At 58.6% G+C, this 25217-nt stretch carries 21 protein-coding genes; 10 read left to right on the forward strand and 11 right to left on the reverse strand.

Features of this window, described 5'->3' with window-relative positions:
- Nucleotides 1-288: 288 nt before the first annotated feature.
- Nucleotides 289-783 carry an RrF2 family transcriptional regulator gene (locus tag BN77_RS15425; RefSeq protein WP_007533463.1) on the forward strand — a complete coding sequence of 165 codons (495 nt, stop codon included), beginning with the start codon at nucleotides 289-291 and terminating at the stop codon, nucleotides 781-783.
- Between the two features lie 166 nt (nucleotides 784-949).
- Here BN77_RS15425 and BN77_RS15430 read toward each other — a convergent pair whose 3' ends face one another.
- Together BN77_RS15430 and BN77_RS15435 are read right to left on the reverse strand one after the other, a co-directional pair.
- A complete protein-coding gene (locus BN77_RS15430) occupies nucleotides 950-1990 on the reverse strand; it encodes a porin (RefSeq protein WP_007533465.1) in 1041 nt (346 codons plus the stop codon).
- 395 nt (nucleotides 1991-2385) lie between these two features.
- Entirely contained in the window at nucleotides 2386-3429 is a 1044-nt protein-coding gene (locus BN77_RS15435; protein WP_007533466.1) for a Rossmann-fold NAD(P)-binding domain-containing protein, read from the reverse strand.
- 276 nt (nucleotides 3430-3705) lie between these two features.
- Here BN77_RS15435 and BN77_RS15440 point away from each other — a divergent pair, with 276 nt between their 5' ends.
- The 3 genes from BN77_RS15440 (at nucleotide 3706) to BN77_RS15450 (ending at nucleotide 6344) form a co-directional block, all read left to right on the forward strand.
- A complete protein-coding gene (locus tag BN77_RS15440; protein WP_007533468.1) occupies nucleotides 3706-5754 on the forward strand; it encodes an NAD(+) synthase in 2049 nt (682 codons plus the stop codon).
- Nucleotides 5755-5825: 71 nt separating this feature from the next.
- Nucleotides 5826-6035 carry a hypothetical protein gene (locus tag BN77_RS15445; protein ID WP_007533470.1) on the forward strand — a complete coding sequence of 70 codons (210 nt, stop codon included), beginning with the start codon at nucleotides 5826-5828 and terminating at the stop codon, nucleotides 6033-6035.
- A 48-nt stretch (nucleotides 6036-6083) separates the two neighbouring features.
- Nucleotides 6084-6344, forward strand: a complete 261-nt coding sequence (locus tag BN77_RS15450) for a hypothetical protein (protein ID WP_040677258.1) — start codon at nucleotides 6084-6086, stop codon at nucleotides 6342-6344.
- A gap of 9 nt (nucleotides 6345-6353) precedes the next feature.
- Here BN77_RS15450 and BN77_RS15455 read toward each other — a convergent pair whose 3' ends face one another.
- Complete coding sequence (locus BN77_RS15455; protein WP_007533475.1) at nucleotides 6354-7256, reverse strand: LysR family transcriptional regulator; 903 nt, start codon at nucleotides 7254-7256, stop codon at nucleotides 6354-6356.
- Between the two features lie 134 nt (nucleotides 7257-7390).
- On the opposite strand from BN77_RS15455, the gene BN77_RS15460 reads away from it, so the two are divergent.
- The 4 genes from BN77_RS15460 to BN77_RS15475 all read left to right on the forward strand — a co-directional run bounded on the left by BN77_RS15460 (nucleotide 7391) and on the right by BN77_RS15475 (nucleotide 12176).
- A complete protein-coding gene (locus tag BN77_RS15460; protein ID WP_007533477.1) occupies nucleotides 7391-8557 on the forward strand; it encodes an HlyD family secretion protein in 1167 nt (388 codons plus the stop codon).
- 111 nt (nucleotides 8558-8668) lie between these two features.
- Complete coding sequence (locus BN77_RS15465) at nucleotides 8669-10288, forward strand: MDR family MFS transporter (RefSeq protein WP_007533479.1); 1620 nt, start codon at nucleotides 8669-8671, stop codon at nucleotides 10286-10288.
- A gap of 36 nt (nucleotides 10289-10324) precedes the next feature.
- Complete coding sequence (locus tag BN77_RS15470) at nucleotides 10325-11527, forward strand: adenylate/guanylate cyclase domain-containing protein (RefSeq protein WP_007533481.1); 1203 nt, start codon at nucleotides 10325-10327, stop codon at nucleotides 11525-11527.
- Between the two features lie 184 nt (nucleotides 11528-11711).
- Entirely contained in the window at nucleotides 11712-12176 is a 465-nt protein-coding gene (locus BN77_RS15475; RefSeq protein WP_040677261.1) for an RrF2 family transcriptional regulator, read from the forward strand.
- Between the two features lie 3 nt (nucleotides 12177-12179).
- Here BN77_RS15475 and BN77_RS15480 read toward each other — a convergent pair whose 3' ends face one another.
- Nucleotides 12180-13280 (reverse strand): acyl-CoA dehydrogenase family protein, encoded by a 1101-nt coding sequence (locus tag BN77_RS15480; protein ID WP_007533485.1) that lies wholly within the window; start codon nucleotides 13278-13280, stop codon nucleotides 12180-12182.
- A gap of 160 nt (nucleotides 13281-13440) precedes the next feature.
- Here BN77_RS15480 and BN77_RS15485 point away from each other — a divergent pair, with 160 nt between their 5' ends.
- Nucleotides 13441-14178 carry a metallophosphoesterase family protein gene (locus BN77_RS15485; RefSeq protein ID WP_007533487.1) on the forward strand — a complete coding sequence of 246 codons (738 nt, stop codon included), beginning with the start codon at nucleotides 13441-13443 and terminating at the stop codon, nucleotides 14176-14178.
- On the opposite strand, the gene BN77_RS15490 is transcribed toward BN77_RS15485, so the two are convergent.
- The 6 genes from BN77_RS15490 to BN77_RS15515 form a co-directional block, all read right to left on the reverse strand.
- Nucleotides 14179-16536, reverse strand: a complete 2358-nt coding sequence (locus BN77_RS15490; RefSeq protein ID WP_007533489.1) for a polysaccharide biosynthesis tyrosine autokinase — start codon at nucleotides 16534-16536, stop codon at nucleotides 14179-14181.
- 4 nt (nucleotides 16537-16540) lie between these two features.
- Entirely contained in the window at nucleotides 16541-17548 is a 1008-nt protein-coding gene (locus BN77_RS15495; RefSeq protein WP_007533491.1) for a glycosyltransferase family 2 protein, read from the reverse strand.
- Nucleotides 17545-18471 carry a glycosyltransferase family 2 protein gene (locus tag BN77_RS15500; RefSeq protein ID WP_007533493.1) on the reverse strand — a complete coding sequence of 309 codons (927 nt, stop codon included), beginning with the start codon at nucleotides 18469-18471 and terminating at the stop codon, nucleotides 17545-17547. The genes BN77_RS15495 and BN77_RS15500 overlap by 4 nt, the downstream gene beginning before the upstream one ends.
- Complete coding sequence (locus BN77_RS34395; protein WP_051177189.1) at nucleotides 18468-19466, reverse strand: glycosyltransferase family 2 protein; 999 nt, start codon at nucleotides 19464-19466, stop codon at nucleotides 18468-18470. Before BN77_RS34395 ends, BN77_RS15500 begins: the two co-directional genes overlap by 4 nt.
- Nucleotides 19467-20710: 1244 nt before the next feature.
- Nucleotides 20711-21505 (reverse strand): endo-1,3-1,4-beta-glycanase ExoK, encoded by a 795-nt coding sequence (gene exoK, locus BN77_RS15510; protein WP_007533497.1) that lies wholly within the window; start codon nucleotides 21503-21505, stop codon nucleotides 20711-20713.
- A 3-nt stretch (nucleotides 21506-21508) separates the two neighbouring features.
- Nucleotides 21509-22627, reverse strand: coding sequence for an acyltransferase family protein (locus BN77_RS15515; protein WP_007533499.1), 1119 nt, complete (start codon nucleotides 22625-22627; stop codon nucleotides 21509-21511).
- A gap of 544 nt (nucleotides 22628-23171) precedes the next feature.
- Between BN77_RS15515 and BN77_RS15520 the strand changes: the two genes are divergently transcribed.
- Nucleotides 23172-24131, forward strand: coding sequence for a glycosyltransferase family 2 protein (locus BN77_RS15520; protein ID WP_007533501.1), 960 nt, complete (start codon nucleotides 23172-23174; stop codon nucleotides 24129-24131).
- Nucleotides 24132-24138: 7 nt separating this feature from the next.
- Here BN77_RS15520 and BN77_RS15525 read toward each other — a convergent pair whose 3' ends face one another.
- Nucleotides 24139-25140 (reverse strand): glycosyltransferase family 2 protein, encoded by a 1002-nt coding sequence (locus BN77_RS15525; RefSeq protein ID WP_007533503.1) that lies wholly within the window; start codon nucleotides 25138-25140, stop codon nucleotides 24139-24141.
- Nucleotides 25141-25217: the final 77 nt, after the last annotated feature.

Below are 25217 nucleotides of genomic sequence, written 5' to 3' on the forward strand. Positions count from 1 at the left end.
CGACCGCCCCGCAATTTCCAGCCAATCAGTTCGCGGCGAAGCAGTAGCAAAGACTGTCGCCTCTGGTCCCGTTTGAGGCCTTAACCGTGCGGGCGCTTGTCGCGTGCGAGGTGAAAGCCACTGCCGGGTTTGTTGAGGCATTCTCTGAGTATGCCGTGCTGCTGGAGGACGCACCTTAACCCGAGGTTTCGATAAAGTCGCCGTGATTTAAACCGTGCGTTCTTGACAATGGATTTGCCCGGTAAATATCTGTGGTTTCCGGCTTCACACGCAAGGCTCCGGCTCAGCATGATCGACACACGCTTTTCGACCGCTTTACAGATTGTCATCAGTGTGGCTGTCAACGAAGAGGCAAATCAACGCACCACAAGCCAGTCGCTTGCGCTAGGGCTCGATACAAGTGCTAGCTTTGTCCGCAAGCTGCTGCTGCCGCTCAATGAAAGTGGCATACTCGCCACCGCCCAGGGGGGCAAGGGCGGTATCCGCCTGGCGCGACCGCGAGACCGGATATTGCTCAGCCAGATCTACGGCGCGGTGACCGGTGACAAGAAGATCTGGGCGACGCGGCACGATATTCCACACGAGGGGCTTGTGGGCGAGAATATCGGCGATCTTTCGGAGTTTCTTTGCAATCGAGCCGAGCAGGCCGTTGTCGACATGCTCGGTTCGGTGACCATCGAAGACAGCATAACGGAACTCCGGCGCCTCGAGGCGCAGAAGTCTGCCAGCCACCTGCAGCCGGCGGATGCCAGCCTTGCGCGTGACCGCCACGCTGCCGGATAGCATCATCCTCAAAACGAAAGGAGCGGCCGGGCAGGAAACCCGAGCCACTCCTCGTAACTGATCGGAGGTCAATCTGATCAGAAACTATTAATCCAGCGCGGCGCGGCGCTGCCACTCTTCGCGATTTTAGCCACGAAGAGAGGCGGAAACGCGGCGCCGGTTTTTATTAGAACGCGCGCTGGAGGCGGAAGAAGCCTGTCGTTACGTCATCGCCCTTATCCGGGTCGAGGTAGTTGACGGTCGCCTTGGCGTAGAGGTTGTCGACGATCTGATAGTCCACCGTCAAACCAACCTTCCAGGCATCGTTGTTGTCGTCAAAGTCGCCAGCGGTGATACCGTAGTTGCCGTAGTATTGGACACCGGGGGTGATCTTCAGCTTGTCGGTTGCCTTGATGGCGTATTCAGCAGCGATAACCCATTCAGCGGTCTGGTAGTAGGAGTTCGGGCCGCTGGAGTAGACGCCTGCGAGGCCGAGGGTGCCCGGGCCGATGGCAACGGTACCCATGGCGCGAACCGCGCCTTCTTCGTTGTCGGTGTCGTAGCCAGCCGTGATCTGGTAGGTGAATATACCTGCCTTGCCGCCAACGCCGATTGCTATGCCAACATTGTTCGGGTTTTCGCCGGTGCTGTAGTAGCCATCTTCCAGCTCATCGACGCTGATGCCAGCGTAGAAGTTGTCTGCTTCGTACTGGTAACGAATGGAGTTGTGCAGCGTAACCTTGCTGCCGACGTCGTCCGTTTCGCCCGAGAGACCATCGTCCCACCAGCTGTAGAACAGACCGGCACGGAAGCCAGCAATGTCGATGTATGCCGAGTCAAGCACAGCAGACTGCGAGGAAGCATTGTCGGCATTCGTCTGCAGGACTATAACACCGGTGAGCGGGCCGTATTCAGTGTCGCTCTTTGCGGTAAACTGAACCTGACCACGGGTGTATGCGTCCCAGTCAGAGTCATTGGCGACATTCGCGCCGTTGCCCTTGGTCGCACTGGCGGCCGGGCCGGCGTTAACCTGGAAACGGATGTAACCGCTGATCTTTAGGCAGGTCTCCGTGCCCGGGATGTAAAAGTAGCCGCTGCCATATGCGTCGCAAACGCGGACATATTCAACCGGCTCTGGCTCGGCAGCTACGATGGCGTCGGCGGCCTGGGCGCTCGAGATGGCGGCCAAAGCTGCCGCCGAGCTCATAAGGATCATCTTAATGTTCATTTTCAGTCCAATCTTTGTCGATTGGGCACAGGTCATCACCGCCGAAAACCGGCTCTACCTACCCCAAAATGTTTCGTACAAGCCCTTGCGGGAAACGCGGTACGTCCCGCGGCGCCAAATTACATTTTCGAATTAATGTATCAATGATAGATGCAGTCGTAATTCGGTTTTGCTGCAAAGCGAAATATGGGTGTTGCGCAAAGGCAACTGTCGATTTTTGACGCAGGCATTGTCTGCTACCGCAGGATATAACTTATTGTTACTACGCACGTTTTTGTAGTAGATGTATCCGGATAGTATTGCTGCGATGCAGCATTTATGGGGCTGCTGCGCTCATCCTTTCTTCAGCCGATTCCCCACTCATGGTGAAATGCTCCTCACTGGACTCACGTCATTCAAGAGCGCGGCTGAATGCCTAGATCGAGCCTGAAAATGCCATGTACGTCGATCAGGCATTCAAGCAGATTTGTCAGCCCGTCACTGAAGTGCCGGCTTGCCTCGGCAGCCTCGTGGCTTGCAAGCGTCGTGGAGCCGATAATTCGAACGCCGAAGATATCGACGGTTTCGTCGGCGCGCGTCAGAGCACAATTGCCTCCATTTTCGCTGGCAAGATCGATGATGACGGTTCCCGGGCCGAGCCGCGAAAGCATATCCTCATCAATCAACACAGGGGCAGTTTGACCGGGATTTGCAACGTTCGTCGTGATCACTTGCATCTGCGACAAGGGACCAGAAAGCTCTTGGCGAAGTAGCACCAGCTCTCGCTCCGAGGATGGTATAATCGCTTCAACCGAACTGAAAAGTCTGGCGCCGAGCCGTTCGATCTTTGCTTGCGCATCCTTTCCGAGGCCGAAGCCGTAGGTAAGCGCTCCGAGTCGACGCGCGGTCGCCAGTGCCTGCAGGCTTGCTGCGTCGCTGCCCAGCGCCGCCATTCTTACCGGTCGCACGACGCTACCATCCACCGTAAGCATCGGATGCAAAATGCCGAGCTGTCTGGCGCCCTCGAGGATGGCGGCATGGCCGGTGATCGCTGCCTGTCCCGATGCGATATCAGCGCCCTTGTGGCCGAGCACTTTAGAAAGCCGGGCGATGTCGAGATGGAGTGGTTGTTTTCTGGGGCAAGGGCGGGTGTCCTGAGGTGCATTCGAACCTAGGAAGACGAGAACCGCCGTCGCTGGAAAAACCCGCGCGGATACAGGCTGTCGCACACTGACAAATATATCCGAAGAGGACACCATATCAGCAAATTCGGCTGGCTCAGCGCCGGCGGCGACGTAGGCCTCGTCCGCGTGGCCCGCGCCGACGCCGCAGCCACGCTCGAACCAAATCACCATACGCTTGGAAAGGCGCCGCACATCCTGCGGCGTCAATGCAACCCGACGCTCACCGGGGTGGGTTTCCCGAAGCAGCCCGGCACGGACGCGGATAAGGTTGGGCATTCATCGCTCTGACGAGAGGTAAATCGAAATGTGGCGCGCCAGCGATATAGGCGGTCTCTTCCATAGTTTTATGACAGTTTGGTAGTTTTATTTTGTGCGGCTTTGCGGATTTCAGCATTGCCGCAACTGCCGATAAGTCATTCATTTTAAACGATACTATTTACAGCTTGTATGAGCGATGTCGAATAAGGCTGACTGTCCTGCGAGATCAGGTTTTGCCCAGAGGTATTTGGATGTAATGGTCAATCATCAGGCGCTTGGCTGCTGGAGGCATTGGTGAATTTCTATTCGATTTATGATCAAGGTTTTGTCCGCGTCGCGGCCTGCACGCCGAACTGCGAAATCGGCGATCCAGACTTTAACGCGCAGGCAACATTGGAGCTGGCCCGCCAGGGACATGCCGAGGGCGTTGGTCTCATGGTCTTCCCCGAACTCGGCATCTCCAGCTACGCGATCGACGACCTGTTGGGGCAGGACGCGCTTCTCAAGGGCGTGGATGCTGCAATCGCCGAGATTGTCCGGGCAAGCCGAGATCTGACGCCGGTACTTCTTGTTGGCGCGCCGCTGCAGAACGGTGGGCGGCTCTACAACTGCGCCGTTGCCATTCACTCCGGCCGTGTTCTCGGTGTCGTTCCAAAGATGCACCTCCCGAACTATCGGGAGTTCTACGAGAAGCGCTGGTTTGCGTCCGGACGAAGCGTCCGTGGCGAAAGCATTCGGGTGGCCGGGGAGAAGGTGCCCTTCGGCACGGACCTCATCTTTGCCGCACAGGATATGGACGATTTCGTCTTCCATATCGAGATCTGCGAAGATCTCTGGGCACCGGCGCCACCGAGCGATTTCGGCGCACTCGCGGGCGCATTGATCCTCGCTAATCTTTCGGCCAGCAACATAACGGTCGGAAAGGCCGACACTCGCAAGCTGCTGTGCTCGGCGCAGTCAGCCCGCAGCCTGTCGGCCTATGTCTATTCGGCGGCAGGCCCGGGCGAATCGACGACGGACCTCGCATGGGACGGTCAGGCCTGCATCTATGAGCTCGGCAGCCTGCTTGCTGAAACCGACCGTTTCCCAACCTCGTCGCAGATGTGCGTGGCGGACATCGATCTCGAAAGAATGCGACTTGAGCGCTTGCGGACCGGTACATTCAACGATGCGGCGACGCTCAATGCCGCCGATCACGAATTCCGGCGGGTAGCATTCCAGTTCAAGAAGCCGAAGGGCGACATAGGCTTCAAACGAGATGTTGCACGTTTCCCCTTCGTGCCGGCTGATGAAAGCCGCCTCGATCAGGATTGCTATGAAACATTCAACATCCAGGTGCAGGGGCTGATGAAGCGGCTGCGCTCGACCGGCATCAAGCGGCTGTGCATTGGCATTTCGGGCGGTCTTGACTCCACCCACGCGCTGCTTGTTGCTGCACGTGCTTTCGACCAACTCGGCTGGCCGCGCTCTGACATTCTTTGCTTCACCATGCCGGGATTTGCCACGGGCGACGCCACCAAGTCGAACGCCTGGGCGCTGATGCGCAGCTTGGGTGTAACGGCCGACGAAGTGGACATCAGACCGTTGGCCCTGCAACTGCTCAAGGATTTGAAACATCCGTTTGCAGGCGGCAAGCCGGTCTACGATACGACTTTCGAAAACGTCCAGGCCGGTCTGCGCACGGACTTCCTGTTCCGTGCGGCGAACCAGCACAATGCCCTGGTGCTCGGAACTGGAGACCTTTCAGAAATCGGCCTCGGCTGGTCGACCTATGGGGTCGGCGACCAGATGAGCCACTATAACGTCAATGCATCGGTGCCGAAGACACTGATCCAGCATCTGATTCGCTGGGTGATCCGTTCCGGTGATTTCGATGCGGAAGCGAGCGCGACATTGGAGAGCATTCTTGGCACGCTGATTTCACCCGAATTGGTTCCCGCCGATGAGAACGGCATCATGCAGAGTACGGAGGACAAGATCGGGCCGTACGATCTGCACGACTTCGCGCTCTATTACACCACGCGTTTTGGCCTTCGCCCTTCGAAAATCGCTTTCCTTGCCTACAACGCCTGGCGGGACGCCGAGACGGGCGTCTGGCCGCCACATTTCCCCGCCGAGAAGCGCCGCAGTTTCGATCTGCCTGTCATCAAGCACTGGATGGAGGTTTTCCTCTTCCGCTTCTTCACAATCAGCCAGTTCAAGCGGTCTGCATCGCCGAATGGCCCGAAAGTGACCTCGGGTGGTTCGCTGTCTCCGCGTGGCGATTGGCGTGCGCCGTCCGATGGTAACGCACGGATATGGCTAAAGGAATTGAAAGCCAATGTTCCGGATTCAAAGGGCTAGGCATGGGGCACCTTGCAAAAGCGCTGCATTGGCGCAGATATGATCGAGGGGAACAGAGGGAGCGGTGAAACGTGACGGATGAACCTTGCCCATCTGAAGATCTCCCCCGCTACGAGGTCCGTCAGGGACGGCGTGGAGGGTGGACGATTATCGATACTCTGACCTCGTTGCCGGCAGCAACGAACGGAAGGGAATTCGTCGGCCTCAGCAAGAAGGATGCGGAGGACATCGCCCGCGAACTGAACCTTAGCGTCGCGCAAGGCCGCGATCCTCTGATCTGATCTCCTGGAACTTGCTGGACACCGGCCGCGTTTCATTGCTGAGGTGCAATGATGATCGCCAACGACAATACGCCCGACGATCACTCCATCGATCGGCACACTGGCTATGAAGCCCAGGAAAAGGCCCTGTCCAAGGAAGGGCGTAGCCTTTCCGTCTGGGCGTTGCTGGGCGCCGTCGCTTTCGTGGTGGCCATGGTCGTCTTGGCGTTCAGTGTCTGGACAGGCGGCGGCACAAGCCCCGCACCAAGAGTACCTGCCGGAGCCAGCAGCCCTAGCGTCGCGCCACCGCCGACGCAAAACACGAACTGAGCGACGGCCTTACGTCATCCATTTTCGATGCTCCGCGAAGCGCTCCCCGAGGAGATCGATGAACAGGCGAACTTTCGTGGGCAGGTGATTTCGGTTTGGGTAGATGGCGTTAATGCTGAACTCGACGGCACGATAGTCAGTCATCATTCGAACGAAGCCTCCCGAGGCAATATCATCGAATACTACGAAACTCGGTGCCAGGAAGATACCCTGACCGGTCGTTGTGAGGTGCCGCAGCGTCTCGGCGCTGTTAGATACGATGTTGCCGCTAATCTTTACGCTCACCTGGGCGCCGTCTTCACCTTCGAAGCGCCACTCGTCTCCGTAGGGGTAGTAGGCATACTGAAGGCAGTTGTGGTTGACCAAATCGGCTGGCACCCGCGGCCTGGGATGGTTCTCAAGATAGTTCGGTGAACATACGAGGATGTGCCTCCACGGTGTCAGCTTTCTGACGATAAGGCTCGAATCTGGCGGCGGCACGGTGCGGATCACGAGGTCACACCCTTCCTCAATCATATCGATCATCCGTTCCCCTACACTCAAGTCGAGGGCGACCGAAGGGTAAAGCTCAAGAAATTCGCTGACCACGGGCAGCAGAAAGCGAACGATCGCCGCGCTCGTGTAGACCTTGAGCGTGCCGCGCGGTGTCGAACTCATCGCTCCGGCGACGCCATCGGCTTCCTCGAGGTCAGCCAGGATCTGAGCGGAGCGTTCGTAGTAGTATTTGCCGGTTTCCGTAAGGCTGACCTTGCGTGTCGTGCGGTTGAGCAGCCTCACTCCGAGCCTGTCCTCGAGGGACTGCACGTGGTTGCCGACCATCGTTACCGACATGTTGAGACGGCGTGCGGCCGCTGAAAAGCCGCCACATTCCACGACGCGGCCAAAGACTGCGAGGCTCGTCAACCGGTCCATTGGGGTTCTCCGATTATCCGCTCTGAGTTGATGATCCTTCCCGATCTAAGCAGATTATCAGTAGATGCGTGACGGTGCATTGTCCATCTCGTCGAATTGGCCTCGTGTGGCGAGGCAGTCTCTGGAGAAGGACAATGGTCGAATTACCCCGCAAGGAAGCGTTCGAGGTCGCCGGCGACGTCGAGGTCGCAAAGGACGCCGAAGCCCCCGTTGCACCGGCTGCGGATGTCGCAGTTGCCGTCGAAGCCAGCGGCAAGAACAGCCGCAAGATCGTCAAGCCGACGATCATTGCTGCTGCGCTGGTTGCCGGCGCCGCCTTTGCAGTCGACTATGGCCATCACTATTGGACCGTCGGCCGCTACATTGAATCCACCGACGATGCCTATGTGAAGGCCGATTATACGACCGTCGCACCGAAGGTTTCGGGTTATGTCGCCGAAGTCATTGTCGGAGACAACGATGCAGTCAAGGCTGGGCAGGTGCTTGCCAAGATCGATGATCGCGACCATCAAGCAGCCTTGTCCCAGGCCAAGGCCGACGTGAAGGCCGCGACCGCAGCCATCACCAATCTCGATGCGCAGATCGAACTGCAGCAATCGATCATAGGCCAGGCGAAGGCGACGATCGATGCATCACAGGCGATGCTGGATTTCGCCCGTTCCGATGCAGCCCGGTCGCAACGGCTAATCACCAACGGCGCCGGCACCCAATCGCGGGCAGAGCAGAGCCAATCGCTTCGCGATCAGGCGCAGGCAGCGCTTGAGCGAGACCAGGCCGCACTGGTTGCCGCGGAAAAGAAGGTTCCCGTCCTTCAGACACAGCGCGACCAGGCTGTCGCGCAGCGCGACCGCGCTGCCGCCGCCCAGCATCAGGCCGAACTCAACCTGGCTTACACCCAAATCATCGCTCCGGTCGACGGCACGGTCGGCGCCCGCACCATTCGAACCGGACAATTCGTAACCTCCGGGACGCAGCTGATGGCCATCGTGCCGCTGCATTCCGCCTATGTCGTCGCTAATTTCAAGGAAACGCAGGTCACTCATGTTCGTGCCGGTCAACCGGTCGAGGTAAAGGTAGACAGTTTCCCCGACGTGAAAATCAAGGGCCATGTCGACAGCATTTCGCCGGCGAGCGGATTGGAGTTTTCGCTGCTGCCTCCCGATAATGCGACCGGCAATTTTACCAAGATCGTTCAGCGCATACCGATCAAGATCGTCATCGACGACGAGGGAGTGAGCGGGTTGCTTCGCGCCGGAATGTCCGTCGAGCCTGAGATCGATACGAAAGCTGCCTTCAGGTAGGTGTCGCGGGAACGATTTCAGCCTGACTGACTGATCCTTCCCTCCGTTCCCGAATTATCCGCCGAACCCTCGTCATGAGATCGTTTCCGTATGGCCCGAAGGAGAGACGTCGTGGCTACACTTCAGATTGTCGCCAACAATTCGAGCCAGCCTCCTGGGGACGCCGTGGCTCAGAAGCCTGCGGCCGCGATGAGCGCCGTTCGAATCTGGAGCGCAGTCGTCGGTTCGACGCTTGGCGCATTCATGGCTGTCCTCAATATCCAGATCGTCAATGCTTCGCTTGCGGATATCCAGGGCGCGATCGGCGCGGGCAAGGACGACGGCGGCTGGATTTCGACGTCCTATCTTATCGCTGAGATCGTGGTTATTCCTCTCAGTGGTTGGCTCGCTCAAGTCTTTTCCGTCCGCAGGTATCTCCTAACCAACGCCGTTTTGTTCCTCGCGTTCTCGGTCGCCTGCGCTTTTGCATCGGACCTCCAGCAGATGATCGTGCTGCGTGCTGTCCAGGGCTTTGCCGGCGGTGTGCTGATCCCCATGGCTTTCACCATTATCATCACGCTGCTGCCGAAGCCCAAGCAGCCGATCGGCCTGGCGCTCTTCGCCCTCTCGGCGACGTTTGCTCCCGCCATTGGCCCCACCATCGGCGGGTATCTGACGGAGAACTACGGCTGGGAGTTCATCTTCTACGTCAATCTGGTTCCCGGTTTGCTCATGATTGGAATGCTCTGGGCGTCGCTCGATCGCACTCCGATGAAACCAGGCTTGCTCGCCAAGGGCGATTGGCCGGGCATCATCACCATGGCAATCGGCCTTGCCGCCCTGCAGACGGTGTTGGAGGAGGGGAACAAAGAGGATTGGTTCGGATCGGATTTCATTGTCCGACTGTCGATCATCGCCGTCGTCTCGTTGACCCTGTTTCTCATTATCGAGCTGAAGACGGCTCATCCGCTGCTGAACCTCAGGCTTCTCGCCCGTCGCAATTTCGGCTTTGGCATTGTGGCGAATGTTCTGCTCGGGATCGCCCTTTATGGATCTGCCTTCGTTCTTCCGATCTATCTGTCGCGCATCCAGGACTACAATTCCGAGCAAATCGGTATGGTCCTTGCCTGGACGGGCATTCCGCAGCTGCTGTTGATTCCGCTGGTGCCCCGTCTGATGAAGCGTTTTGACGTTCGTTTGCTGATCGCCGTCGGTTTTGCGCTGTTTGCGGCTTCGAACTTCATGAATGTCTACATGACCGCCAACTATGCGAGCGACCAGCTCTTCTGGCCAAATGTTGTCCGCGCCGTTGGGCAGGCGCTTGTCTTCGCGCCGCTCTCGGCCGTCGCAACAGCAGGCATCGAGCAGGAAAATGCAGGCTCTGCATCGGCGCTGTTCAACATGATGCGAAATCTCGGGGGTGCCGTCGGCATCGCAGGCCTGCAGACCTTTCTGACTAAGCGCGAGCAATTCCATTCCAGCGTCCTCACGAATTCGGTCTCATTGTTCGAGGAAGCCACTCGGGATCGTTTAGCAAAACTGACCGGGTACTTCATGAGCCACGGCCTCAGCGATCGGGCCGTTGCCACAAATAAGGCCGTCTTTGCAATCGCGCTCAAGCTGCGCCGGCAAGCCAACATCATGGCCTTCAGCGACACATTCTTCGTGCTCGGTGCCGCTTTGCTCGTCGCACTGCTCGCAGCCCTATTGCTGAGGAAGCCGGGTCATCTGTCCGGGGGTGGCGCTCACTAGCGTCTCGTACTCGCTCCGCCATAAAGGAGAAACGTAATGAAACGCTTCCACCGTATCGAAACGGAGGCGCGCCCTTCAAAAATGGATCGCGTCGCGGCCAGTACAAACGCACTGTTGTCGCTGATTGAGTGGCTCTCCGGCGATGAGTGCCACGCACTTGATGAGCCCGGCCTGATTTCCACCCTCGGCCGCCGTCTGCTGCTACTGGGGCTGCCCGTCGATCGCTTGACACTTCATCTCATGACGCTTCATCCGGAACTTATCGGCCGCACACTCGCCTGGGCTCCCGGCGACCCTGTCGAGATTCACGATCGCGAACACAGCGCGCGCCAGACCTTTGCCAGCAGTCCGTTGCGCAAGGTGATGGATCGCCGCGAGCTGCTCGTTGTCGGGCTGGGCGAGAGCATGCATGGGCGCTGGCAGGATATTGACATCTTTGCAGGCCGCGGGCTCGTGCAGTTGATGATCGCCCCCCTTTGCAATGCTCACGGGCCGGTGAGTGCTGCGGCCTTCGGCACCCGGCGGCCAGGCGGCTTTACGCCTGCCGAAATCCAGGTGCTCGAGCGGATCCTACCGGCGTTGCGCAACACCTGTGAATTGCGGGTGATGCGTCAAGTCGAGCTCAGTCTGCTCGATACCTATATCGGTCCGCTGACGGCGCAGCGCATCCTTGCCGGGCGAGTCCGGCAAGGTGAGATCGAATCGATTGAGGCGGCGCTTTTGCTTTGCGATCTGCGTGGCTTCACGGAGATCTCGAACAGGCTGCCAAGCAATAGCGTCCTCGAGCTGCTCAACGCTTACTTCGACAAGGTCATTCCCGCTATCACGCGGGAAGGCGGCGAAGTTTTGAAATTCATGGGGGATGCCGTCCTTGCGTTCTTTCCTGGATATGATCCGGCTCGCAGCAGCGCTTCTGCATTGATGGCCGCCAAGAGCATTTTGCATGAGATTGATCGGTCGGAGTTCGAGGATACTGCTCTCAATGTCGGCATTGCCCTGCACCATGGAAAAGTCAGCTACGGCAATATCGGCTCCGGCCGTCGCCTCGACTTCACCTTGATCGGCCCCGATGTGAACCTGGTCAGCCGCATCCAGACGGCGTGCGGAGACTTGCGCGTCCCGCTCTTGATGTCAGGCCGATTTCGCAAACAGGCGCGCGCCGAAGCCGTCTCGGCCGGGTGGCACGCGCTCAAGGGGTTCTCGCAGAAGGTAGAGCTCTTCTGCTTGCTGGAATCGTGAGCCTTTTAGCGATTGCGCGAAAGGACCATCGCGCCGTGAAATCGGGCGCAGGCGCCGATATGTCTATGGAAAAGTGGAGGCGAATATAAACTATATAAATAATAGCTATTTGTTGTGTGTTCACGGTTTTGGCGCTATTTGCTGAATAATAGGGATGGAGTACTGGGGGCGTAAGGCAACAGAAATGCTGACAAAAAAAGGAAAGTATGGTTTGAAGGCGCTGGTTGACCTTGCGCGGCTTGCGCCCGGTGAAACCGCCTTCATCAACGACGTTGCTTCGCGCAACAACATTCCAAAGAAATTCCTCGATACAATTCTCTTGGAATTGCGAAATGTCGGCATTCTTCGTTCGAAGAAGGGCCCGGGTGGCGGTTATTCATTGTCGCGCCCGGCATCTGAAATACGGATCGGCCATGTCATCCGTACGCTTGATGGTCCTTTGGCGCCTATCCGTTGTGCCAGCCGTACGGCTTTTGAGGCTTGCGATGACTGTTCCGATCCCGAAAACTGTCAGGTGAGACGCTCCATGACCGAGGTCCGGGACGCGATTGCCGACATTCTCGACAACATGACGCTCGAGCAATTCGTCGCATCCGGCAACAAGCTGGACGATCCCGACGAGGAAACGGCTCTCTCGGTCGCTAATTGAGCGTCAGCCGCCGAAATAGTGTGCTGCCGCCGCTCGGTAGAGATCGTCAACGGCCGCATCATTCGCACGAATGCGTGCGTTTCTCCAATGTCGGTCGAGATTCCGGCCGATACTTGTCGCTTCGCTTCCCGAAAGCTCGAAAAGTGCGTTGGCGACTTCCAGAGCCGTCCGGCTTGCGGTGATCTTGGCGGTGGAAGCAGAGAAGAACGCGGCATTGATCGTGCCCGTAGACGGGCCGACCTGGGAAAAATCGAGCTTGACGCCGGCACTTTCTACGAGCGCGGCAGTCGCTTGCACGGAGAAGGCAAGCTTGCCTATACCGGCTGAGCGCGGCAACTCCCGAAGATTGGCGAGAGCGGCACGGGCAATGCCGAGGTCTGTGCCCGCATGGAGCAGGGCAGCCAGGGCCGAGGACGTTGTGTGACGTTGCGGTTCACCGTCGTTTGCGGCTTTTGCGTCGCCGGTGACGCCCTGTGCGACCGCTGTCCCGGCACCGTTCGTCCTCTGCCCGAAACCATCCCAGTCATCGATGATTTGCAGGCCTTCGCTGTTGCGGGCAAGATAGAAGCGAACCCGCTCGCTCTCGGCATCGATTGCGTCGGCCACGATCCAATCGGCGAAAAGGAGGCCAGGGGACCGAAAGCTTCGCCCCTTCAATTCATAGGCGACACCAAGTGGACTGGCAGCTCCCACGGTGCCGAAGGCCGTCGCCGTGAAGTGATCGCCGTCGAGCGCACGAGCGAAGAGCAAATCTCTTCGCTCTTCGCTTGGGTCGTACCGGAGCTGCTCGAGTACGGCGAAATGATGCTCAAGGCACTCGGCAATCGAAGAATCGCCTTCAGCGATGATGGCGACGATCTCGCCGAGAAGAGCGTTGGCTATATCCAGCCCCTCGTTCTCCTGTGGAATTGTGATCGCTGTTAGTCCCGACTGAAAAAGAGCGTCGAGTTCCGCGCGAGGAAAGACCCGATTGATATCTCGCTCGCTGGCCTGTAGCGCGAAGTTCGCCGCAAGGCGGCGTGCGGTCGCTATCGCCTCTTCCTCGCTTTCTATACGGTGTGCGGTGGGTCTTGCCCGGTCATGAAACCGCGATACGGTTCCCATCACTCCTCCCATCAGTTGCGCCTCTAGGATTGATGGAATGCAGGTGCAATGATAAGGCGCGTTTTTCTATAAATGCACGAGCGATTGAATTTTATTGTCGTTTGATTGCGCGAATGCGAAGCACGGGTGATGCTTCGATGCCTGCAATGAAAGGTTCAACATGCCTTGGACGGTCCGTGAGCGGCTGAAACTGGATCCCGGCGATATTCCGATCTATGCCATCGGCGACATTCACGGCAGACTCGACCTGCTGCAGAGGGCAGAGCAGGCGATCATCGACGATGCTGCCGTGATCCCGGGGCGCAAGCTGATCATCACGCTTGGCGACTACATTGATCGCGGGCCGTCATCGGCACAGGTGATTTCGCACCTGATGGCGTTGCCGCCCGATAATTTCGACCGTATCTGTCTGACCGGTAACCATGAAACCACGATGCTCGACTACCTTGATGGTCTGGTTTCCTTCTCGGATTGGATGCGAATGGGGTCCGATGCGCTCCTGCGCTCCTACGGGCTCGATCCGGAGCAGCTGCCGCTGGTCTTTCCGAACTCCGCCAAGCTCGATAACTTCGTCAAGCAGTCGATACCGAAATCGCATGTGGATTTTCTGCGTTCCCTGCCGATCTTCGTCGATACCCCGAATGTGCTGTTTGTGCACGCGGGCATCGATCCAATGCTGCCGATCGATGCGCAAAGCGACGAGGACCTCGTTTTCATCCGTCATCGCTTTTTCGAAAGCCGTAAGCCGCTACCGAAAGTGATTGTTCACGGCCACACGCCGAATGAGGAGCCGGAGGTTCTGCCAATGAGGCTCAATCTCGATACTGGCGCCTTCCATAGCGGCAAACTCACCGTTGCCAGGCTATGGAAGGGGCGGGTGTATCTATTCCAGACCTGATCAGGCGCCGGCTTCCGTCGGCTCCCGCTTCTTCGACGTCTCTTCGGTGTAGTAGCTCACGTATTTGTGCCGGTAGCGTTCGGTGCCGCCGAAGTTAGTGAACTTGCCGAGTTCGGTCATGTCCGTCTTGTTGAGGATCACACCCAGAATCTTGGACTTAATCTGCGGCTCGGCGTTCAGAAGGTCACGCACGACGCTCGTTGGTGTTGCGCCCCATTCGGTTACGAATAGGAAGCCGTCGACCTGCGGGGCGAATGCCTTGGCGTCGATAACCGGCCCGAGGGGCGCGAGGTCGACAACGATGTAGTCGAACATCTTGCGTGCATTTTCCATCAGATTGAACATGCCTTGCGAAGCAAGCAGTTCGCTGGTGTGCATGAGGTGATCGTTGGGCAGAACCGGCAGGATTGCCAGCTTCGTTGTCGGATCAACCTTGACGGCGCTTGCCCAGGGAACCTCGCCAAGGACGGCTTCGACAAGCCCCTGCTGCGGAGGGGTCCTCAGCATGCGGGTCAGGCCTGGGTTGCGAAGATCGGCGTCGATCAGCAGTGTCCGCTTGCCGCTGGAGGCAAGAAGGGCTGCGAAGTTGGCAGCTGTAGTTGACTTGCCTTCTCCTGGCATCGCCGAAACAACGCCAATGACGCGGTCCGATTTGCCCTGGAACATAACGTCGCTCGCAAGCTTCGCGTTGCGCAGGGTCTCGGCAAAGACCGACCGCGGCGCTTCCAGCACAATGCGCATGATCCGTTCGAACGTTGCGCCTGAATCGGCAGCCGCTTCGGCCGGGTCAACTGGTGGGTTGGGGCGGGGCCGGAATATCTTGCTCTCCCGGGGTGCCTTGCCGATGAGCGGCAGGTAGCCGAGGAATTTGAGTCCAAGAATCGTCCTGACATCGCCCTCAACGCGGAAGAAACGCTCGCGGAACTCCTGGAATGCCGTGAGCGCGCCGCCGGCCATCAGGCCGAGGACGATGGCGAGGCCGAGAGTCATTGTCTTTTTCGGGCTGGACGGCGAAACCGGCACGCCTGCCTCAGAGATCACACGAGCCTTGGCAATCGGGAAGGATTGCTGCTGCGAGGCTTCTTCGTACTTGCCGAGATAGGACTCGTAGAGTGTCTTCAAGGCCGTTGCTCGCTGCTCGAGATCGTTGAGCTGGACGAGCGATTTGTCGGCTTCCGAATTCTTGCCGGTCAGATGTTCGATGTTCTGGCGAAGGGAGGCTTCCCGCGAACGGGCAACCTCGAACTCATTGCGGTAGCTGGAGGTGAGCTGCTGCAGTTCCTGATAGATCTGCCGGGTCAGATCCTGCTTTTCGGCGCGTAGCGCAACGGCTTGCGGGTGGTTCTCGCCAAAGTTTGCGGTGACCTCCTGTTCGCGTTTGTTCACCGAGACATAGCGGGTGCGCAGGTCCTGGATCACCGTGTTGTCCGTCTGGCCCGACGAGATTGCCGCGTTATTGACGGCACTCTCTGGACCGAGGTCGACGATCGACTTGAACTGGCTGTAGCGGGCCGAAGCGCTGGCGCTGTCGGCTTGTGCTACGATTAGCTGCTTGTTCAAATCGGCAAGCTGCTGTTCCGACATCAGCTCACCATTGGCCGATGTCAGGCCATTCTCGGCCTTGAACTTCGCGACATCGAGTGCTGCCTGCTGCGACCGTTCGCGAAGATCCGCGAGGCGCTGCTGCAACCACACAGAGGCGCTTTCCGTCGCGTCGAAGTTGGCGTTCAACTGATCATTGAGGTAGGCAGTGGCGTATGCCTTGGTAATCCGTTGCGCGAGCACCTTGTCGGTTGAGCGGAAGGAAACTGCGAGAACGGAGCTGCGATTAACCCGCGATACCGCCACGGCCTCCTGCAGCAAGGCGGCTGCTTTCTGACGGCGACCGTTGCGCGCATCGTCTTCAGTTGCCGGCGGACCGCCGGGTGCCAAAGCGCTGACGATCAGCTTCACGCCGGACTTGATTAGCTCGACCGGCGACTGTGAAGGGTCAAGAAGTGTCGCATTGTCCTGCAGTTTCTCGGCATCGACCACGCGAAGCGCAAGTTGGTTCGATTTCAGGATTTCGACGGCGCTGGCAATCTGCATGTCGACCTGTTGCGAGCTTGCGACCGGCGTCGGATCCTGCGCGTATTTCGCGATGTCGTCGTCGAGGAGGATCTGCGTCATCGACGTATATTGCGGCGTCGCGAAGAGCAAATAGACGATGGCAAGCGTCGCGGTTGCCGCAACGCAGAGCGCGATCGATCCGGAGCGGCGAATAAGAATAGCAATCAGGCGATCGATGTCGATGAAGGAGTCGGAATCGTCGGCCGCTTTGGGCAGAGTGCTGTGCAAGGTCAGGTTCCGTTGGTTCATGGCTCTATCCTTTGCGGGAGCGGGTCACGCCATCGATGGCTGTCAGGCCGGTCCGGGGGCTTACCAAGTGGCGAAGCCGCGCGAGTGCGCGATGGATCCGAATGGCGATCGGCATCTTGAGATGCGCCACCGCCGACGGGTTGCTCCAGGCCGTCGTGATCGCTCCGGAGATCGACCGGTCTTTGATGTTCTGTACGAGGATGAGGAATGCGCGGCCTCGGCGGAGGCTTTGTTCGCGAAACTCCTGTGCGGCCGCCGCCTCCGCATCCAGCGTGTGATCTCGAAGGAAAGCCTTATCGCCTTCGATCATGGCATCGATGTGGTGAAGGGCGAGAACGCGCGAAATCGATCCGTCGCGGATCTGATAGTCGTAGCCGGGAATTGGCTCGATCACGCAGCGTCCACCAAGCGCTATGGCCGAGGCGAGGAACAGATAGTCCTCGCCGACTTTGAGGGCCTCGTTGAAGCGTAGTCCTTGCTGTTCGATGAAGGCGCGCTGAAAGATTGGCTTAAGATAACCAAAGTTATGCGTTGTCTGAAACAGGGCATTCGATCGTATGAAGACCGGAAGCGTCAGTTCCGGTGTCTCGGCCAGTGATTGCTCGGTAAACATTGTTTCCGGCGGCGTGCCGTCGGCACGAATGACACGGAGATTGTCAACGGCAATCTGAGCCTCAGCCTTCTCGGCGCGCTCGATCATACGTCGCAGTCGATCCGGCTCGACGGTGTCGTCGGAATCGAGAACGGCAAGCCAACGGCCGTTCGAAGCCGACAGGGCCGCGTTACGCGCTGCCGCAGGCCCGCCGTTGCGGGCGAGCGCCAGCAACTTGACGTTTCTGTCGGCGTAGCGCTCAGCAATGGTTCTCGTCTCGTCCGTAGAACAGTCGTCGGCGACGATCACCTCGACCGAGACGCCTCTTTGGGCGAGCGCGCTGTCGATCGCCTTGGCGAGCGTTTCCGCCGCATTATAGGCGGCGACGATGAAGCTGACGTCGGGCTGGGTTTTCGTCATGCGGCCTCCGCCGTTCCATACTGACGAATTTCACGTACGCCCAGCAGGCCGCTGACCACGCCGGTATGCATGAGGCCACGAAGGCCGTAGCGATACCGAGGAATCGGGGAAAAGATGCAGGCAAGCGCCGCGGCATAGCAGAAGAGAGCTTTGGCGCCGGCAAGGCCGATCTGCTTTAGCCGCCGCAAGCCGGTGTTCTTTTCCTGCAGCAGCCGCCCATGTGTCTGGCCGAAGCGGAAGCGGCGCTTGGCGAGCCAGGATAGGCCAGCGCGGCTTTCGGTCACCGGTTCATAAACATAGGCCTCCGGCGCAAAGGCAATACCGCCGCCATCGGCATGCATGTGGCTGAAAAATTCAGTGTCCTCGCCGCCAGTGCGTCCGAGGGCCAGGTTGAAGCGGCGCCCGGCCACATGGGGCGAATCGAGCCGAAGAAGGACGTTGCAGGTATAGCCGGTGCGGATTTCGCCGCCGACCCAGACGGGCAGGGTAGAATGGAAGTCGCCCTCGCGCATCCAATTCGGCGCCGTGGAGGAATAAACGCTGCGGACAGGGCCAAGGACGGCATCGGCCTTGGTCTTGCCGGCAACAGCAAGCAATTCCACCAGCCATTCTTCGCTGGCGTCCTCATCATCGTCGATGAAGGCGAGGAAGTCGCCGGTCGCATTGTCCAGGCATGCATTGCGGGCAATCGAGATGTTTGAGGCCGGGCAGTGCACATAGGCAATTTCATGCGGAATGGTCGGGCGAAGCGCATCGATCCGTTCCTTTGCACTCGGAACCTTGTCGTTGTCGGCCACAATGATCCGCAGCGTTGCCCCATTGGGCACGGCGAGGACCGCAAGCGAAAGCAGCGCTTCGTCGAGCGAAGCGCGGCGATATGTGCAAACGCCGATGTCAATCTGCATGGGTTTCACATCGTTCATGAGGAGACCTTTCGGCCGCGGAAGTTCAGAAGCTCCATCCAGAAGCCTGCTGACCACGCGAAATGCATCACCATCGCTGAAACAGCGGCGAGCGGTCCGTAAGGGTTCCGGTGGCCGATTGCCATCCAGAAGCCATAGCCGACGCAGGCAACGGCCCAGAGGCTGAATGGGATAACGGCTGCCCAGTTCAGGACGGCAAGAAAGGCGCCGATAAAGACCGGTACGACGAGGAGCGGAAGCATCTGCCGCAGATTTGGCATGCTGCCATGCTTGAGAATGTTCTTTGCCCGACCTCGACCATATCCGAGGTACTGGCGAAACAGCGTCGGGATGGTCGAGCGCGGATAGTAGGTCATCCGGGTCTTGTCGGTCATCCAGATACCGAAGCCTGCCTGCTTCAGGCGGTAGTCGAGTTCCGCGTCCTCGTTATGGCTGAAGGTTTCGTCATAGCCGCCGACGGCATCGAAGGCTGCGATGCGCATCAGTGCATGGTGGCCGTGATCGGCCCAATGACCCTTTGCGCCCTCGCGATGCTTGGAGCCGCCGTTCCCGAGCTTGGAGTTCTGAGCAAAGGCCGTTGCCTTCTGGAAGACGCCGAAGCCGACGGTTTCCATCGCGACCACGACGGAGTCCGCTTGGGTCAGAACGGCTTCCTGCACAAGGCGACGGCAGTAATCGGCTGGGTAGTCGCCGTGCGCATCGATACGGATCATGTACTCGTAGTCTCGGCCAAACGTCTGCACAGCGAGATTGATTGCTGCGCTCTGGATCCGACGAGGATTATGCAGCAATACGATCCGCGGATCGGCGGCGCTGATGCGGGCGACGATGTCGCGCGTCGCGTCCTTGCTGCCGCCGTCGGCGACGACGATCCGGGCATTCATATGATCGAGTTCGAGACTCAGTTTGGCGAGTAGAGCCTCGATGTGCTTCTCTTCATTCAGGCAGGGAATGACGATGAGACTGGAGACGCTGGCACCGACATCAGGCTTCATGGTTGTCCACCCTTCTGGAGATACGCTTATGGGAGTAATTGCATCGGCGCCGCCCCTCTCTGCGGTGGCCGGAACAAGGCGGGAAAGGCTCGCGACGAGGGCAGCGCAATCGCTGCGGTCGGCAAGCCAGGTCTTACGATCCGTCGCCGCGACGGCCTCGCTCAATGCGCGGTAACGATCGCCGGTCATGCTTTCGAACAGATGTTCGAGCTGCGAAACTGTCGCTTCGGAAAGTCCGAGGCCGATGTCGCGGCTCTCAAGGAAACGTGCCGTCTGCGTGCCCTCAAGCGCGATCGGGACGGTGCCGTACAGGCAGCCCTCATAGAGCCGGTTCGGCAGAAGCCAGCTCGAATTGAGGCCTTCCTCGAAAAAATCGATCGCCCAGGAGAAGTGGACGCCATCGTAGATCGCCCGCAAATCTTCCGGGTTGCGATAGGCGCCTTCGAAACGGAGATAGGGTTCGTCACGAACGAACGTGTCGAAATCGTCGAATTCGGAGTAGGCCGGGCGACCGCGCAGAACGATTTCGACCCTACCTTCCATCCGGCGCGAGAAATCGGCAAGAAGGCCGAGCGACTTGCGGCACCGAAGCGCACCGAACCAGCCGATCTTCCACGCCTCCCCCGGTTGCTTCAGGGGCCGGCCGAATGCCGGCTGGATGGCTGCTTCATCGAGAGAGATAACCTTGTTTTCAATCAGAAGCGTCTCGGCTTTGACGCCTGATCGGGGATTGAAATAGTTCTCTATGAAGGCGGGGGAACTCGTCAGGATCAGCTTTGCATGCTTGCCGAAATACGCCTCGGCACGGCGGATCGCCTTGCCGACCATGTCATCGCGCAGCAGAAGGCGATGGATATCCAGGCATTCATAAACAACCGGAACGTTGCCGCCGAAAAGCGCATTGGCTTTGTGCGCGACGGCCAGCGCTTCCAGATTGCGGCCGATGACGAGATCGGGCTTCTCGACGTTTCTCAACAGGGTCTTGAGGCCGGCCGTCGCCCTTGCGACCGCGCTCACGCGTTGCGCAAACTTGGCATCGGCAGTTCGCCCGAGTTCGATCGGCGTGACGCCATGCACTTCGGCAAGCCGGTTCTCTCCACGGCGGAAACCGGCCAGCACCACCTCGGCGCCCCCTTCGCGCAGCATCAGTACCCGCCGCCGGACGGCAGGGTCTGCGAGGTCATGCACGAGGTAGAGCACTTTGAGCATCGATAGGCCTTTTCTGGTGTGGGTTTTCGCGCTGGTCAGTTGAGCGTGCATGCGATGGATTCAGGAAACTGACATTTGTCGCCGAGCGCGGTGAAAGCCACGCGGTCGACACTCAGAACGGCCGGTTTCGTGTAGTTGAAACGACCCATCCAGTTCGAGAGCGTGTCGGAACCCCATAGGCTGAAGAAGATTTTTTGTGGGGTGGTGGGAATCTTCGAGGGATCAGTAACGTCCTGAACAAGCTTGCCGTTCAGGTAGTAGCGCAGGCGATCCTTTTCCCAGATGAAGGCATAGTCATTGAAGCCTTCGTCGGCTTTGCTGCCAATCGGAACGAGTTTTTCGTTGCCGCCCTTGGCCTCCACATACTGGTTGACCTGCACCTCGCCAGTGTTTTTGCCCAGCACTTCGAAGTCGATCTCATCGTGCTTCTGCTTGTCGGCGGGGCCGATGTAGGTGAAGAACGCGGAATTCAGACCAGAGCCAGTGCCGGCCTTGATTCGGGCTTCATAGGTGCCATAACCGTAACGCTTGGTCGTCTGGATCTCGCCACACAGATAGTTCCGGTCCTTGGATTTTCCGTCCGCGAACAAGAGCTGCAGGGCGCCGTTCTCGACCTTCACGTTGTTCTTCGTCCAGGTGCAGTTCTGGTGGGCGCCGTTGTTCCAGCCGTCCGAAACATACCAGAAGCCTCGGTTGATCGTGTCGAAGTCGTCGACAAAAGACGTTCCGGATGCCTGTTGTGCCGAAGCCGGCAGCGCTGAAACGCAGGCCGCCGTGATGGTCACGAGGCTGAGGCAAAGCTTTCGCGCATGGGCGATTTTTGTCGTCATGTGTCACCTTTGCTGAGTAACGAATTTGCGAGAGGCGTGGTGATGCGCCGTCGGGCTCGTGGATCGTTTGGTTCTGCCGCCTGTCAGGATCGCGTAGAGGCGTGGGAAATTCTTTCGGCACATCCGGTTCGACAGGGCGAGAAACGGAAACAGCAGGGCGAAAGAAAGAACGAAGAAGAGTGGATAGAAATTCGCATCCGTCTTGCCCCACAGGATCCAAAAAAAGACGAGCAGCGGGTAATGGGCGCAAAAGATCCAGAAGCTCAGGCTTCCGGTCTTGGCAAGCCGTTGGCCGAGCTGCGTCTTTATCAGTGGCGCCGACAGCAGCCAGAAGCCGACCGCGCCGACGATTGCTAGCGCATTGCGGAAGAATTGCACCCAGTCCGGCAGGGAAGGGCCAGTGAAGAAGATCGCCGTTGCCAGAAGCGCCGAGGTCGCCAGCAGCAGGAAGACGCCAACTGGCGCAAAGCGGTCGAGGGCTTTCAGATCAAACTGCTGCAGGGCAATGAAGATGCCGAGACTAAAGCTGAAGAGGATCGAGCGCTTAAGAACGATGTAGATCTCCAACTCCGGAATCAGTGCGACCGCCAGCAACACGGTCAAAGTCAGAATCGGAGCGCGGCCGATCAACCACGCCAGGATCGGCGAAAGCAGGATGCAGACAAAGAGGTCGCGAAGGAAATAAAGCGGCACGTTGACTGGAAAGTCCTCCACCGCCAGCACCTGCGTCATGAGATCTCGGCCGGACGCGCTTAGCGGGTCGGGAAGATAGCCATCACCGACCCCGATACTGGTGGCCAGAATAATCGCTGCAAGGAACCCGCAGTTCCAGAGAAGGAACGGCAGGAACACCGTCTGCGCCTTTGTGCGCACGGTTTTTGCGTAGCTGAAGTTTTCCTGTCCGCTTCGAAACAGCAGATAGCCCGAGATCGCGCTCAGGCAGGGAACGCCGACACGAAACAGCGCCTCCGTCAAGAAAACCCGGATCCAGTCAAACGCGCCGTAGGTCCCCTCGTAGGGACTGCTGGCGGCGTCGGACGGTATATGAACAAACACAATGCCCGAAATGAGCACGATGCGCATCAGATTGATTCGCGACGATACATTCGCATCAACATTCACGTTATCAGTCACCCCTTTTGGGCCGCACCTCCCCTTGCGACCGTTTTCAATCAGAGCAGACCCGAGCCCGCACGCCGAAGTTAGGGCGAATTCACGGAAGAAAATATGGCACTGCAGCAAAAAGTGATCGGCGGTCCCACTTCGTAACAATCGTCCTCTCCTGGCGCAGTATGGGAAAAAGACGACTTGTCAGCCTGCCGAATCGTCCTGAACGTCAACGGGACCAGTGCATTTCATAACTTGATGATATTCATGGATTTCTGGGTCTTCTCCCCGTCTAAGGGCCCGAAAGTTTTTGTTGGCTGGTGAATGATTGTTACAACGAGAGGCTGACAAATTGCCGTGATCGTGGCCGAATTGCGGCTTCAGACCGAGCTTTAGCTTCATTTTGACACGCTGTGGCGCGGTCCGATCTACCCATCGCTTTGACAAACTTCGGCCGAAATGAGCGTCATCATTTTGCAGTGCAGCAGACTTGTTATGCCTTCATTCACCCCTAGATGCGCTGGGGCGGAAAAACATCTGCGTATCTCAAGGAGAGAGTATGGCGACTTTCACGATCATCATCCCCTTTTACCAGCGTCAGCACGGCATTCTCAGCCGCGCCCTGGCGTCGGTCTTTTCGCAAAGCTTCAAGGATGTTCATGTTATCGTCGTCGATGACCAGTCACCATGCTCTCCCGATGCGGACATTGCGCTCCTGTCTGATGAGGATAGGGCGCGGGTCACTGTGATCGCTCAGCCTAATGCTGGGCCGGGCGGAGCCAGGAACACCGGCCTTGATCATGTTCCGGAGGCAACGCGATATGTTGCCTTTCTCGATTCGGACGATGTCTGGACACCCGATCATCTGGCCAACGCGGCTAAGGCGATGGAGGCTTTCAGTGGCGATTGCTATTGGGCGTCCATCGAAGGGGGCGAGGAGTTCGACTACCACTTCGGCATCGCCGCTCTCGAGAAAGAGGAGGGCGCGCGGCGCCTGTTGGACAAGCCGTTGATCCTCGATGTGCCGGATCTCGCCGGCGTCATGCTAAAGAACTGGGCCTTTCTGCACATGTCCTGCATGGTCATCGGCCGGCCGCTGTTCGAGAAGGTTCGTTTCGACGCTGCCCTGCGATTGGCGGCCGAGGATGTGCTGTTCTTCTGCGATTGCATCATCGCGGCGAAACGGGCGCTGCTCTGCGCAGAGGATGGCGCGCTACGCGGAGAAGGCATCAACATCTTCCACGGCGTCGACAACGCTTCGCCGGAGTTTCTCAAGCAGCAGTTCATTACCTGGATGGCGCTTGACCGGCTGGAAAGCCGGTTCTCCAGCAGGCCCCCGGAGGTCGAGACGATCAAGGCGCACAAGAACACCGCGCGAAAGCAGGCGATCTGGAGTCAGATCGGCCTACTGCGTCGCCGCAAGGCGCCGGATTTTAGGTTGCTCGCACGCTGGGCTGCGCGCGACCCCCGTTTGCTACAGAGCGCGCTGCAACTGGCTGCCGCGAAGTTTTCCAGATAGTCCCCGGCTACTTGGCCGGGGCGCTCAGAAGATATCTTAAGCTATCGCCCTGCGCAGTAACGGAAACGCCACCTGGATTTCGCAGGCGCTCGGTCTTGTCCCGCAGGATACCTGTTGCAACAGGTGGGAAGGCTGCTGGGTGCCTTGCGATGTAGGCGATTGCCGCTAGCGGGCCCGATTGCGATTTGATGTCGAGGAAGCGTCGCAACTCATATTTGCCGCGCACATGCCGTTCGTGCCGGCGCACGGCGTCGGCGGCTTCCGGCGGCAAACTTGACGATGTCAGGAGCGCGCGATCGGCCTCATAAAGGCGGCGAAGGTCTTCGGTGCGGTGGCGACCGCTCAGCGAATTTCCGCGCACGACAGCGGCGTAGCCGCAGCTGTGGATTACCTTGTAGCGCGCTCCGAGCGCCAGTGCCCTGATGTAGAGGTCATAATCCTCCCCAAGCCGCATCTCCTCGCGGTAACGCAGGCCATGCTTATCCAGGAAGGTCCTTCGCATAATTGGCTTAAGGAATCCGATTTCACCGCGGCGGACGCCAGGCTTGGATATATTGCCATCTACGAAGGTGGGCAGATCCAGGAAGAGCGGACTTTCGGCAAATTGCTGAAGCCGCTGTGGCGCCTGGCTCGCGGTATCGGCATCGACAAAGGCGATGTTGTCGGCAACGAACTCCCAGTCATCTCCAGCAAGCATGCGTTGGAAGCGTCCTTGGAAGAAAAAATCGTCCGCATCCAGGATTGCAATCAGGGGTGCCGAAGAGATGTCGATGGCGTGATTGCGAGCAGCGGACGGCCCTTTGTTTTGGTCGAACCTGATAACATTTAGCCTGCCGCTTGTGTCATCCGCGCGTCTGGCGACCAACTCTGTGCCGTCATTGGAGCCGTCATCGACGACGACGACCTCGGCCACTTCGGGCTCCCGAAGCGCTGATCTTACAGCGGTTTCGATGGTGTCCGCTGCGTTCTTGGCAGCGATGATGACGCAAATGCTTGCCCTTGTTACCACGCGTAGCCTCCGTTGTTTCGCTCAACAACTAGGATGTCAAAATGTGGCGGACAACGGGCAGCCGTTCAAATGATGTT

Source organism: Rhizobium mesoamericanum STM3625, assembly GCF_000312665.1.
Classification (GTDB): domain Bacteria; phylum Pseudomonadota; class Alphaproteobacteria; order Rhizobiales; family Rhizobiaceae; genus Rhizobium; species Rhizobium mesoamericanum.